Annotated in this window: 10 protein-coding genes; 3 read left to right on the top strand and 7 right to left on the bottom strand. The window is 52.0% G+C overall.

From position 1 onward, the window contains the following. Positions 1 to 185 precede the first annotated feature (185 nt). From BUC02_RS00270 to BUC02_RS00280, 3 genes are all read right to left on the bottom strand, one after another. Positions 186 to 2,174 (bottom strand): family 43 glycosylhydrolase, encoded by a 1,989-nt coding sequence (locus tag BUC02_RS00270; RefSeq protein WP_083564317.1) that lies wholly within the window; start codon positions 2,172 to 2,174, stop codon positions 186 to 188. 420 nt (positions 2,175 to 2,594) lie between these two features. Further along, positions 2,595 to 3,536 (bottom strand): malate dehydrogenase, encoded by a 942-nt coding sequence (gene mdh / locus BUC02_RS00275; protein WP_073054537.1) that lies wholly within the window; start codon positions 3,534 to 3,536, stop codon positions 2,595 to 2,597. A gap of 122 nt (positions 3,537 to 3,658) precedes the next feature. After that, a complete protein-coding gene (locus tag BUC02_RS00280) occupies positions 3,659 to 4,552 on the bottom strand; it encodes a hypothetical protein (RefSeq protein ID WP_073317098.1) in 894 nt (297 codons plus the stop codon). A 97-nt stretch (positions 4,553 to 4,649) separates the two neighbouring features. Between BUC02_RS00280 and yfcE the strand changes: the two genes are divergently transcribed. Continuing rightward, positions 4,650 to 5,228, top strand: coding sequence for a phosphodiesterase (yfcE, locus tag BUC02_RS00285; RefSeq protein ID WP_073317101.1), 579 nt, complete (start codon positions 4,650 to 4,652; stop codon positions 5,226 to 5,228). A gap of 187 nt (positions 5,229 to 5,415) precedes the next feature. Here yfcE and BUC02_RS00290 read toward each other — a convergent pair whose 3' ends face one another. From BUC02_RS00290 to BUC02_RS00305, 4 genes are all read right to left on the bottom strand, one after another. Further along, on the bottom strand, positions 5,416 to 6,162 hold the full coding sequence (locus tag BUC02_RS00290; RefSeq protein WP_073317103.1) for an amino acid ABC transporter ATP-binding protein: 747 nt from the start codon (positions 6,160 to 6,162) through the stop codon (positions 5,416 to 5,418). Then, a complete protein-coding gene (locus BUC02_RS00295) occupies positions 6,152 to 7,645 on the bottom strand; it encodes an ABC transporter substrate-binding protein/permease (RefSeq protein ID WP_073317106.1) in 1,494 nt (497 codons plus the stop codon). The genes BUC02_RS00290 and BUC02_RS00295 overlap by 11 nt, the downstream gene beginning before the upstream one ends. Before the next feature lie 63 nt (positions 7,646 to 7,708). Then, a complete protein-coding gene (locus BUC02_RS00300) occupies positions 7,709 to 9,364 on the bottom strand; it encodes a PCMD domain-containing protein (RefSeq protein WP_083564318.1) in 1,656 nt (551 codons plus the stop codon). A gap of 18 nt (positions 9,365 to 9,382) precedes the next feature. After that, positions 9,383 to 10,174, bottom strand: a complete 792-nt coding sequence (locus BUC02_RS00305) for a hypothetical protein (protein WP_073317112.1) — start codon at positions 10,172 to 10,174, stop codon at positions 9,383 to 9,385. A gap of 112 nt (positions 10,175 to 10,286) precedes the next feature. Between BUC02_RS00305 and BUC02_RS00310 the strand changes: the two genes are divergently transcribed. Together BUC02_RS00310 and BUC02_RS00315 are read left to right on the top strand one after the other, a co-directional pair. Beyond that, complete coding sequence (locus BUC02_RS00310) at positions 10,287 to 11,171, top strand: tRNA modification radical SAM protein MnmL/YtqA (protein ID WP_073317115.1); 885 nt, start codon at positions 10,287 to 10,289, stop codon at positions 11,169 to 11,171. Between the two features lie 100 nt (positions 11,172 to 11,271). Then, complete coding sequence (locus tag BUC02_RS00315) at positions 11,272 to 12,774, top strand: NCS2 family permease (protein ID WP_217653051.1); 1,503 nt, start codon at positions 11,272 to 11,274, stop codon at positions 12,772 to 12,774. Positions 12,775 to 12,804 lie beyond the last annotated feature (30 nt).

The raw sequence follows: 12,804 nt of genomic DNA on the forward strand, positions 1-12,804 counted from the left end.
GGCAGTCTTATAAGGGCTCTTTATGAGCCGAGGTAAAACCTCCGAAGGCTATATTGCTCTAAATACACCAAGCCATGTAAAACGGAACCTTCATTACCCCGCCTTCAACCGAAAAATGTTTCGGGTGAATTATGAAACACCCGAACATAAGAAAAACGACAAACAGGCTTTTTTAAAATCACCCCTTAGAACATCACCCGGTACGGAATCTGCTTGTCAAAACTGCGGCCCTTGAGGTCGCGGTAGGCCTTGCGGGCGGGTGCCGGAGAATCGTGGCGGACTGCACGCGGGGCAATCGCAGTCGTTCCGCTGCTGGAACTTTCCGGCGCAACCTCGCTGGAGCTGGAAACTGGGTCGCCACACGGTGCTTGGTTGCAGACAACCTGCATCGGCTCAAAGATGAGATTCCCGAGAATCGCCTCGCCGGAAATTCCCGATGCCGTCAGGTACAGGTCCTTGATGCCGCGCAGGCCCATGTCGCCCGAGCATTTCGCCGCAGACCAGCCGCCACCCATGAGAGATCTATTTGACAGGTCACATGTGAAGACCGCAGTCCCGTCCTTCTTGCCGTCGCGAATCACGATCTTACCCGACGAAGCATTTTTTACCTGAAGGAAAACATTGCCGATATCCTTGAGCGAATCCGTTACCACGTTCTCGAAAATCGCATAGCCGCCATCCTTGATGGCGAACTCATCGTCCTTCGTGAGACGCACGCGGATGCCGTTGTCAAAGCCGTTCGCGGGAATCGTATCGCGGATAATGCGCAAGAAGTCAATGCGGTCGAGTTCCGCGAAATTACCGTTAGGCGAAGGCTCAATTTCGATGAAGTTGCCACCGCGCTTGAGTTTCGCAGGCACCATCACCACGGACTTTTCGGGGAAAGTGCCCCAGGAACCCGTAGGCGGGAGCGTCACCGTCTGCGACTTGCCATTCACCGTCACCTTGTGTGTTGCGGCCGCATCGCCACCGTTCGCGTAGCGGTAACGCAGCAGGTAATCGCCCGCCTGCATGATGTTCATCGGCAGGCGAATCTTGGAGCCCTCGGTATTCACGTACGCGAGGTATTCCCCGTTCGAGGCCGTATTGCTGCGGGTAATCGCAAGGTCGCCCGAAACAGCGCGGGTCAGCGCGCCATGCTCGACTTCGGCGCTCAAATAACGCCCGAGGAAGGGCTGTCCCATCTCAGCCCAGTTATCCTCGGTGAAGACAACATCACGTATATGAATGTGATTGTACTTGTCTCCGTTCAAGTCGTAGTAGTGGTGCACAAATCGCACGCGGTTCAGGTCCTGGAAGGCCTCGCCGCCGCCCGGCCCCACGTAGCGCCCGTAGCGTTCCAAAAGAATCGTGCCGCCGCCGTTCGCCATGGTGTAACCGGCGCGGTCCTTGTACGGTCCGGTTACTTTGTCTGCACGACCGTAAGCCGTCTTGTACGTTGTCTGCTCGATGTTTGCGCCCTGCTGGCAGCACTTGTCCCATGCGGTGAACAGGAAATACTGCCCGCCATGCTCAATCAGGCTCGGACCTTCTTCGGCACCGCCGCTCGCGCTGCTGGTACGGCGGGCAATGTTGTAGACCGTCTTGTCGTCGCTCGCCTGGTAGCCTGTCGTTGCATCTAACTTAATCAGCTGAATGCCCAACCCGAACGAACCGAAAGCCATCCAGTAATTGCCCTCGGTGTCACGCACAACGTCGGCATCGATGGCATTGTACTTGTCGCTAGTCGTCGTGTGGAAAACGTGGCCGTGGTCGGTCCAGCTGTAGCCCGATGTGCCCGGCATAATGGACTTTGTGGACTGGTAGCCGATTGCCGAAGAACGCTTGCCAAAGACGGACACGCAGTAATACACGCGGTACTCGCCGTTCATGTAGAAAACGTCGGGAGCCCAGATACCCTCGGTGCCCGGAGCATAGGTGTAGGCCCACTGCGGAATGGCGCTCACGGTCGACTTGTGGTCCTTCCAGGTGTATGCGTCTTCGGATGTCCAGAGCTGCAGATTGTTGTTGGTGCTCATGAGGGCGTAGCCGTCCTCGAACCGTACCATGCTCGGGTCGTGACCGGGTTGCAAATTATCCTTCGCATACCAGTCGGCAGCGGAGGACGTCGCAACACCAAGCGACGCTCCCAATAGCGCCACGAAACCAAAAGATTTTCCCAGGCCCATAACCATTATAAACTCCCTGACGACACGTCTAATCTAAATATATCTTTAAATCCTTCAAAAGTCAATAGAATTTTTATTAAAAAGTCCACACTTTCAGCAGGTAAAAACAGAATTATGTAGGTTTTATCAAAATTTCAAAATAAAAAGTCCACACTTCGCGCGACTACAAAAAAGCCCACCCTGAAACAAGTTCAGGGCAGGCTCTTCAATTCCAATACAATTGGGCGCGAACGGTCTCTGTGAGCAACAAAGCCCCTGTTATTAAACAGGGGCGGTTGCGAGAGCGAGGCGATATCACATTCTTGTTTGTGCGATAGAGCCGAGCGGTCTTCCGTGAGCCAAAAGCGACTCGTCTTAACGAGTCGTGTTGGCGAGAGAACCGGCTTCAGGGTACGGACTTAGCCAAGTTTAGCCGGTTCGGTCTTATTAGGTATGTGCGTCGACCCATTCGGCGTTCTTCTTGCAAGCCTCAACAGACTTCGCGAAGGCGGCCTTTTCTTCGTCGCTCATCTTGACTTCGAGAATCTTTTCGACACCGTTTGCACCGACCACGACCGGCACGCCGCAGTAGAGGCCCTTCACGCCGTATTCACCGTTCAGCTTGGCAGCGCAAGAGAACACGCTCTTCTTGTCGAGGAGGTAGGCTTCGGCCATGTGGATGGCGGAAGTTGCCGGGCTGTAGAAGGCAGAGCCGCGGCCGAGGAGGTTCACGATTTCGCCACCGGCACCGGCGGTACGCTTGGCGAGTTCGGCGAACTTTTCCTTGCTCATGAGCTGAGAAACCGGGATACCACCGACAGACACGCATTCCATGATGGAAACCATGGTGTCGCCGTGGCCGCCCATCACGAGGGCCTTCACGTCTTCGACAGACACGCCCAGTTCGTCGGCCACAAAGCAAGCGAGACGGGCAGAGTCAAGCACGCCAGCCATACCGATGACCTTGTTGGCCGGGAGGCCGGACTGCTTCTGCATGTTGTAGACCATGGCGTCCAGCGGGTTGGTGATCACGATGACGAATGCATCCGGAGCGTTTTCCTTGATGGCTTCGGCAACGGTCTTGATCACGCCGCAGTTCTTGTCCAGAAGGTCGTCGCGGCTCATGCCCGGCATACGCGGGAAACCGGCGGTCACGATCACGACGTCTGCGCCCTTGATGGCGGAGTAGTCGGTAGACCCCTGAAGATCCACAGAAGAGTTGATGACAGAGCGGCCTTCCATAATGTCGAGAGCCTTGCCCTTCGGCATGCCCTGAGTCTGCGGAATATCGATAAGGACCACGTCGCCAAGATTCTTCTGGGCGAGCACGAGAGCCATTGTACCACCGATTTGACCAGCACCAACAAGTGCAATCTTCTTTCTAGCCATGATTTAACCTTCCTTTTAAGGTAATTAGATTTTTACGCATCAAATATAGCACTTTTTCGTGTTTCAGACAATGAAAAACACGCCATAAAGCCGAAAAACGGAAAAAATAAGCATGGTTCGTCTCAAAACAAGTCGAGCGAGCTGTTGAGGTAGATTTCTTCGCGGACCTTGAGCTGGAATTCGGGTTTGGTCATGTAATAGAGCAGAAATTCCAGGACGACGGCGCTGCCGAGGCTGCGGCCTTCGATTTTAAAGTGGCGGAATCCTTGCGGGGCGTACATGTTTTGAATGTTGTCAATTCCGATAAAGCCGGGATTTTTCATGGCGTCAGAGAAGCGGTAGCCGCGCCCTGCGTTCGGCGAGGCACATACGTGGTCTTCATGTGTTTCGCCGAGGTTCTTTTGGCTCACGTTCTCGTAGCACTTTTTGCGGTCTTGGCAGCCGAACCAGCAGCATTCATTGCACAGGAACTCGACTTTCTGCTTTTCTGCAGGCGTTAGCGCGTTGAGTTTGGCGAATTGCTTGTTGAGCCTGAAATCCGGCACCACGTAACTGAATTCATCGCGCTTCAGTTCACCCTCGAATTGGGCGAAATCTGTCAGCACCTTCGTGGTCGAAGAAACGAAATAGAATCCCGGATACTTCGCCTTAATGTAATCGAGCAACAAATCCGAATGAATGATGACACCGCTCGGAGCCGCTCCGTTTTTCTCAAAGAGGGTGCACAGGGCGTTGCATTTTTTGTCGGCAAGATGTTCTTTGCGAAGCAAGGAATTGCTGAAGGTCAGGCGCGCCGAGATGCCGTATTCCTTCGTGAGCGCGGCAACCTCTTCGGGCTCCGCATCGCCAAAACCGACGCGGCCACCACCCCAAAGGCAATCGCTGGGCGCACCGTAAATGGAGCCGATTTCACACCACTCGTAAAAGAATTCCCGATGCTCGCGGAACAGTGGCAAGAACGCCTTGTACAGGTCATAAAATTCGAACAGTCCGGGAAGGTGGTAGAAAACGCTCATCACGTCAAATATACCTATTTCTATTTCGCCCGCCTACTCTATTTTAACTATATTACAATCATCTCCGAAATCCGAAATTCGAATTCTGAATTATCCTATGCGCACTCTAGTTCTTTCTGATATTCACGGTTCTGCGTTCGCCTGCAAGATGGCGCTTTCTTACCTCGACATGTTCAAATGCGACCGCATTTTCCTATTGGGCGACCTTCTTTATCACGGGCCGCGGAACCCGCTCCCCGGCGGACACGACCCGCAAGGAGTTGTCGAACTCCTGAGCCCGCTCAAGGAAAAAATTACTGCGGTGCGCGGGAACTGCGACGCCGAAGTGGACCAGATGGTGCTGGGATTCCCGTGCCTTGCGGACTTTGCCGAAATCGAAGAAAACGGACTGCGCCTATTTTTGAGCCACGGTCACCTGTACGACCCGTATCTGTTCAGCCACTACAAGGCCGACGTCTATTTTTCGGGCCACACCCACATTTTCACCGCCGAAAAAAACGCTGACGGCGTCTTCTGCCTGAACCCGGGCTCCACGAGCCTGCCCAAGGGCGGAAATCCGCCGACCTTCGGACTTTACGAGACCTTCGGCGAAGGCTCCACCACTCCCCCGCGATTCAGCGTACACCACCTGGAAACCGGCAAGGAACTGGCGGCTGTGGAGATTGTGCGAGAGTAGATAGGGTTATTCAATGCAGAATAAAGCCTCAAAAATTTTAAGACTTTTGGCTCAAAGTGAAGACGATTTTTCAAAGGGAAAATCAACCCGTCAAAAAGACCTCTTTGATTCCTTGGAGAAGGAACTAAAAAAGAGTCAATCTAGATGACGCCCTCTGGACACGTATGATGTTCCCGATTGTATAGCCCTATTTCTTCAATGCCGAGAGAAATTCCTTGAGGCGGGAATCTTTCGGATTGTCGAAGATTTGTTCGGGGGTGCCGTCTTCCTTGACGTAGCCGTCGGCAAAGAACAGCACGCGGTTGGCGACTTCGCGGGCAAAGCTCATTTCGTGCGTCACCACGACCATCGTCATGCCGGATTTGGCCAAGTCCTTCATGATCTTGAGGACTTCGCCGACCATTTCGGGGTCCAGGGCACTGGTGGGTTCGTCGAACAGGATTACCTCGGGCTGCATGGCCATGGCGCGGGCAATCGCCACACGCTGCTGTTGGCCGCCGGAGAGTTGTGCCGGGTAATGATCCGCACGTTCCAGGAGCCCGATACGTTTCAGGAGTTCCTTCGCACGCTTTTCCGCTTCGGCTTTGGTCATGAGCCCCAATTTCATCGGAGCGAACATGATATTCTTGAGGGCAGTCATGTTCTTGAACAAGTTAAACTGCTGAAACACCATGCCCACGCGCCTGCGAACATCTGGCTTCGAAACACCCTTCGCCAAGATGCGCTTGCCGTCCAGCAAAATGTCGCCGCTTGTCGGAATTTCAAGCAGGTTCAACTGGCGGAGGAAAGTGGACTTGCCGCAGCCCGAAGGCCCGATAACCGCAATCACGTCGCCGCGATGAATGTCAAGCGAAATTCCCTTGAGAATCTGCTTGTCGCCGTAAGATTTGCAAAGGTCCTTGACCTGGATTAAAGTTTCTGCATTAGCGTTCATTTTTCTTCAACCTCTTTTCAAGCTTTGCAACGCAAGACGAAAGTCCTGCCACAAGGATAAAGTAGATGACCGCTACAGCAAGGAGCGGGAGCATTGCTTCGTAGGTCATGCTGCGGATAATGTCACCACCACGGGTCAAATCGGTCAAGCCGATGTAGCCGCAAATGGAAGTTTCCTTGATGAGCGAGATAAATTCATTCGTAAGAGCCGGGAGCGAATTCTTGAAAGCCTGCGGGTAAACGATGCTGTAAAGAATCGTGCGGAACTTGAGTCCGAGGCTGCGCCCCGCCTCGATCTGCCCCGGATCTACCCCCTTGATACCGCTGCGGATAATTTCGGAAACGTATGCACCCGAATTCACGCCGAAAGCCACGATCGCCACGAGAATCTTGTTCACGTTCACCGACGAGAATACGATGTAATAAATGATGAGCAGCTGGATCATCATCGGCGTTCCGCGAATCACGGCGAGGTACACCCTGGCAATTCCATTCAGAACCTTATGGCGGCCATTGAATTCATTGCTGGTGCGGATTTGCGCAATCACAAAGCCAATCAGAATGCCTAGCAGCGCAGCAAAGAACGAAATAATCAGCGTATTGCAAAGACCTGTGACAATGAACTTCCAGCGGTCCTCTTTCACAAAATTCTTGTGAAGGTGATCGGCGAAGGATTCTTCACTTTGGACAGCCTCGTCGCCGCGTACAATCACCACAATCTTCGATAGTGTATACGGAGTCGTGAAATTGATGGACTTTTTGCGTTCTTCGGTCACGGTAAAGCCTGCAAAACCCACATCGGCCTTGCCCGAAGAAACCGCATTGATAATCGCATCGAATTCGATATCCTGAATTTCAACCGTGCGGTTCATGAAGTCGGCAATATAGTTGACCACTTCGATATCGAAACCGGTAATTTTGGCGTTTTCGTAGTATTCGTACGGCGGGAACTGGGCGTTCGTTGAAAGCACCAGCTTCGGGCCTTCGGTCACCTTCTTCTGGTAATGGTAATTGCCGCTGCGATTGATGTAGGTGTTAAAGAGGGAATCGTAGGTTCCGTCCAATTTCATCTGGGCGAGCGCCTGGTTCACCGTATCGAGCAGCGCTTCGTTGCCCTTCGCGACCACGCCCGCGTACATTTCTTCGACAAAGACTTCTTCGAGAATGCGGAGCGACGGATTCTGCCGCACAAAGGCCTTGGCCGGCTGGTCGTCACTCATGACCGCATCGATTTTCCCCTGCAACAGCGCCTGCACGGCATCGGCCAGTTTCGTGTAGCGGTCCACGTCGATTTTTGCCGTATCGCCGCCGAAATCGGACGCGTAAATATCGGCGGTATTGCCGATTTGCACGCCCACCTTCTTGTGGCCGAGATCGTTAATGCTGTGGACTTTATTGGGGATTACCGCCTGTTTACTTTCGCAAGAAACCAGGGCGAGCGCATAAAACGCTATGAAGATTGGGAGTAGGAATTTTCTCATCATCTTTTAACCTTATCAAAAAGTTAGTTAAAAGACCGTGGTTTGGGAACCCCTTGTGAGTTTTATTTAATAAATCAATTTCAAATCATCTACAATGAGCGTAGCACCTGATACGCCCTTGTAGTGATTTCCGTCGGCACTGGAGGCGAACACCACGCGAATGTGTGTCACGGGTTCTTCGCCCGTTCCCTGCACGAGGCCGTTATTGATAGCGGCCTTATTCGAAGATTTCAACTTGGTATCGAATGTCGAAGAATTTTCGATGGGAGATCCTTCAAGAGGTTCGCCATACTTGAGCTTCAAGCGGAGCGTGCGCATGCCATTTTCATCGGGTTCCGAAACGCTTACGACGTCCGGATTTTCGCGGCCGGAGTTGTCAGCCTTGGTGGAACGGAACCAAGCCGAAGCCACCAGCGTGTTGACATCGGTGGACTTGCGGTTCACATTCTTGTTGCCGGTGCGGTTTTCTAGCAGAATGTAGATATCGCAGCTGTCGCCCTTGCCTTCGTAGCTGAACTTGACTTCCATGTATTCGGGCCTTGCCGCAAAGGGCTTGCCAAAGTCCAGAAGTTCATTGCCATCGGGCCAGGTCGAAGAACTGGCCATCGAAAGCGTGCCCACGCCATTGGGGTTAAAGTCGGCCGTATAGAGGCTCCCGCTTGCAATCTTAGTAAGAGCGGAACCAGTTTTAATCATTGCGCCAATCATAGAACCCGAAGTTTTCTTTTCGGTGGTTGTCAAAATCGTATTGGCGTTGCCCCAAATAGAATCCGGCGTGACATCATTCTTGTTCCAGGAGTTGAAATTTTCGCCCGGCAACTGGTAGCCCGCCTTCACCGAATAAGTGACGCTTTCATCTTCATTTGTTACCTTGACCTGAACGCCCGCGCCAAAATCGTAGGACTCGCCCACGGTCACATTGGCCGTAGCACCTTCTGAAAGTTCCATCGCCGAAAGTTCAAGAGCGGTTAAATCCGTACGGAAGGCAAGATTGTCTACATGAATAGACTTGCTTTCTTCATCGATGACAGCATCTTTCCCGGCAATCGAAAGTGCTAGAATCTTGGGGGCCTCGGCGGTGCCGGGTTCATCAGTTTCCGAAGAACTTGATGTGGCCGCAGAACTATCCGCGGATTTTTGGGAGCTGCTAGAAGTTTCCTTGGACTCCGAGCTGCTGGACTTGTCGCTCTTTTCGGAACTGCTCGATTTACTTTCTGCAGAACTGTTGGACTTGGCCGAGGAACTACTGGATTCAGAACCACTTTCAGGCTCCACATTCGGGATATTGAATTTCAACTGCCAAACGGACTTTTTACCGCTTTCAGAAACCACCACCACATAAAGCACATGGCTAGAAGGAATTTGGATCGTTTTGCCCGATTCAATAGTCTCTTTGGAATACTTCACCTTCTTGGCAAGCGAATCGAGCCCCGCAGAATCCGTCGGGAAATCATCAATATCGCCCGCCACCAAATGAAGCGTTGCAAAATGGCTCATATCGAGTTCTTCAAGTGTCACCGATTCCCATGTATCAAGCGAGTCGGGAACTTCGACCAAGTCAAATTCGATGCGGTGTTGCTCCGAATAAATCGCCGGCGAGCCGTCTTGTTCGGCGACGGCAATTTCTTTGAGTTCGCGATAATCCGAAGTGTCAAACGTATCGTAATCGGCGGTACATGCGCCAAGAAGCATCATCAAAGCAAGGAAACTCCACTTTTTCATATTAGCACTCCCCACTTGTTAAAAGAAATAGACCAACGAAAAGTCCAAGGCCAGCAAGTTGATCTTGAAATTCACGATATTGTACAGCACCTCGCTACGGGATTCCCCGTTTTCTTCGATTTCCATGAACGAAGAACTCAAGCCCAAAAGGCCCACCGAGGTTTCAAAGGCCAAGCGGTCCAGCACCATAATGCTCAAGCCCGGATTGATTCCGAAGTTGAATGTCCAGCCGTGGTTTTTCGTCTTGGACAATTCTTCGCCATCGTCGGTTTGCGATATGCCATAAGAATATTCCACCTTGAGTGAGGTCTCGTTAAAGAAATAGACCGTTCTGGAATCAAAAACTTTCAAGTAATTTTTCAAGAAGGGTTGTACAAAGAATCCGTTGCTCACGTACTTGCGATGTTCCTTGACATCGGCAATATCTTCGAGAATGGAAAAATCGATATCCACAAAGGTCCGGCTATACCCCACTCGGGCACCGATCGCGATTGCATCACGGATAAAATAACCGCCAAAACCTTCGGCCGTAAAAGTGTACCCCTCGGCCTTGTAAATATCGCCAAAAATGATATTCAGGGCATCTTCGTCAGATTCGCCCTGCAGCAAAAACAGGGTGGCACCCGTCAGGAAGTTTCCACGGTGAATCGCTTCGTCTTCTTGAACGGCATGAAGATTGGCTAGGAGCCCGCCCTTTTCTGCATGCGAAGATTTCGTCGGAGTTGTACCAGTCGAATCGTTTGAATTTGCCGCAAAAACTTGCGACACAAAAAGCGACATCAAAAAGACAAAAAGAAACCTATACATCATAGTGACTAAATATAATTTAAGTTTACATTCGGTTTGCTTTTTAATACTTACAATCACAGTCTACAGCCGACCGTCTTATGTTTGTTATCCACTAAATACTATATTATTTCGCATGCATTACACTCCATACCGAGACTTACTGCTGAAGGTTTTCCCGAATTACCTGAAGGTGCGCAAACTCCCGCTGAATGGCGGCATGAGTTGCCCGAACCTGGATGGCACCAAGAGTTTTTCGGGTTGCAGCTATTGCAATAACAGGAGTTTCAGTCCGGTATTCGACCAGGCGAAGGTATCGATTCAGGAACAGCTCGACAAGTTCGTGCCGCGCCTCCGTGAAAAGTACCCGAATGCAGGCATTTTGGCTTACTTGCAGCCGTACACGAATACGCATGCGCCGCTGGAGCACCTACGCGGAATCATCGACCCGATTATCAAGCACAAGGAAATTGCAGGCCTCGCCATAGGCACGCGCCCAGACTGCCTCGAAGACGAGAAGGTCGCCTATCTCGCCGAACTTAATCACAAGAAACCGATTATCGTAGAAATCGGCCTGCAAACCGCAAACGACTTGACGCTCGCCGCCATCAACCGCAGGCATACCCTCGCCGAATTTACCGATGCCGTCAAGCGCTGTCAGGCGGCAGGACTCACCGTTACCACGCACGTGATCGTAGGGCTCCCCGGCGAAACCATGGAAGATTTCAAGCATACCGCCCAAGTGGTGCGCGGCTTGAAACTCGCCGCGGTCAAGATTCACCCGCTGCACATCGTGGCGGGCACCGTCATGGCGCAGGATTACGCCAATGGCGAAATCAAGCTCCTGACTTTTGAAGAATACTGCGAAGCGGTCGCCGAGATGATCAAGATTATCGGCTTTGAAACCGCCATCGAGCGCTTTAGCGGCGAAAGCCCGAGCGACATGCTCATCGCCCCCGACTGGTGCGGCGAAAGGGACAAAATTATCGCGACTGTAGAAGGAATTTTGAGTAGGCAGTAGACAGTAGACAGTAGACAGTAGACAGTAGGCAGTAGGAAGTAGGAAGTAGGAAGTAGACTGTGGATTATTAATTTAAAAACAGATTTCCTCTTTTGCGGGAATGACGGAAGGGAAAATGCAAGAGAACAAGAAAAAGACATTCATGTACAAGGCCGATCGTGAACTCAAGAAAGAATTTTTCTTTCTCGACAAATTCTTCAAGTTGAGTGACAACCAGACCAACATCCACACCGAATTTTTCGCTGGTCTCATGACTTTCATGACCATGGCCTACATTCTGGCGGTGAACCCCGAAATTCTTTCGGCCGCAGGAATGCCCAAGGGCGGCGTCTTCATCGCCACCGTCATCGCGGCCGCCGTCGGTTCTGCCCTCATGGGCTTTGTCGCGAAATACCCCTTTGCACTTGCCCCTGGCCTTGGCATAAACGCCTTCTTTGCCTACACCGTGGTGCTGAGCATGGGCTACAGCTGGCAATTCGCCTTGTTAGCCGTCTTTGTCGAAGGCATCCTATTCTTGATACTTTCTGTCGTCTCTGTCCGCGAAAAACTCTTTAACAGCATTCCCCTTTCGCTCAAATCGGGCGTTGCGGTCGGCATCGGCATATTCATCGCCTTTATCGCCTTGCAGGGCGGTAAAATCGTGGTCGCCAACAACTCCACCATCGTAGGCCTCATCAATTTTCATTCTGTCGACATGCACACAAGCGGCATCTGGGCGATTCTTACCCTGGGGGGCATTATCATTACCTCGGCCTTCTTGATTAAAGGAATCCGCGGCGCCATCCTGCTTGGAATTTTTGCGACCTGGCTGCTCGGCATTGTCACCGAATTTGCAGGCATCTACGTTCCGAATCCCGAAGCCGGATTTCATTCCGTAATTCCGCAGTTCGGCGATTACCTGCAGACTTTGGACCGTTCCTTCCGCGAATTCGGAATCACCTGCGGAGCGCTTTTCCATCCGGAATCCTGGACTCTCACCCGAGGCGATGCTATTGTCGGCCAAGGATTTTCGCTCATCAAGTCGCTTGACTTCTTTGTCGTGATTTTCGCTTTCTTCTTTGTAGACCTGTTCGATACGCTGGGCACTCTGATTGGAGTTTCGTTCCGTGGCGGGTTCCTGAAAGAAGACGGCAAGCTCCCCCGCATTTCTCAGGCGCTTATCTGCGACGCAATCGCCACCTCGATCGGCGCCCTTTGCGGAACATCGACTACGACCACTTACGTGGAAAGCGCCGCCGGCGTCACCTACGGTGGAAAGACGGGCCTTACCGCCGTCTCGGTCGCATTATTCTTCTTGCTTTCGCTCCTTTTTGCGCCAGTCTTCATGGCGATTCCGGGTTTTGCAACAGCCCCCGCGCTCACCATGGTCGCCTACTTCATGATGACCTCCATCGCCAAAATTGACTGGACAAACCCGAGAGAATCGATTCCCGCCTTTATCTGCATGATTGCCATGCCGCTCACCTATTCCATTTCGGACGGCATCATGTTCGGCGTGATTTCTTACACCTTAATAAACGCTCTCACCGGCAAGATCAAGAATGTCCACTGGGTCATGATTGTGCTCACCGCGATATTCTTGCTCAAGTACGCTTTGATGTAGAAACAGAACTTAGAGCTTAGTTGGTTGAGC

This window comes from Fibrobacter sp. UWOV1, assembly GCF_900142495.1.
GTDB lineage: Bacteria > Fibrobacterota > Fibrobacteria > Fibrobacterales > Fibrobacteraceae > Fibrobacter.

Bases quoted from the DNA above. Each gene is read 5' to 3' on its own strand.
- mdh (WP_073054537.1), bottom strand. From the start codon at position 3,536: ATGGCTAGAAAGAAGATTGCACTTGTTGGTGCTGGTCAAATCGGTGGT.
- BUC02_RS00280 (WP_073317098.1), bottom strand. From the start codon at position 4,552: ATGAGCGTTTTCTACCACCTTCCCGGACTGTTCGAATTTTATGACCTG.
- BUC02_RS00315 (WP_217653051.1), top strand. From the start codon at position 11,272: ATGACGGAAGGGAAAATGCAAGAGAACAAGAAAAAGACATTCATGTAC.
- BUC02_RS00300 (WP_083564318.1), bottom strand. From the start codon at position 9,364: ATGAAAAAGTGGAGTTTCCTTGCTTTGATGATGCTTCTTGGCGCATGT.
- BUC02_RS00305 (WP_073317112.1), bottom strand. From the start codon at position 10,174: ATGATGTATAGGTTTCTTTTTGTCTTTTTGATGTCGCTTTTTGTGTCG.
- BUC02_RS00290 (WP_073317103.1), bottom strand. From the start codon at position 6,162: ATGAACGCTAATGCAGAAACTTTAATCCAGGTCAAGGACCTTTGCAAA.
- BUC02_RS00310 (WP_073317115.1), top strand. From the start codon at position 10,287: ATGCATTACACTCCATACCGAGACTTACTGCTGAAGGTTTTCCCGAAT.
- BUC02_RS00295 (WP_073317106.1), bottom strand. From the start codon at position 7,645: ATGATGAGAAAATTCCTACTCCCAATCTTCATAGCGTTTTATGCGCTC.
- BUC02_RS00270 (WP_083564317.1), bottom strand. From the start codon at position 2,174: ATGGTTATGGGCCTGGGAAAATCTTTTGGTTTCGTGGCGCTATTGGGA.
- yfcE (WP_073317101.1), top strand. From the start codon at position 4,650: ATGCGCACTCTAGTTCTTTCTGATATTCACGGTTCTGCGTTCGCCTGC.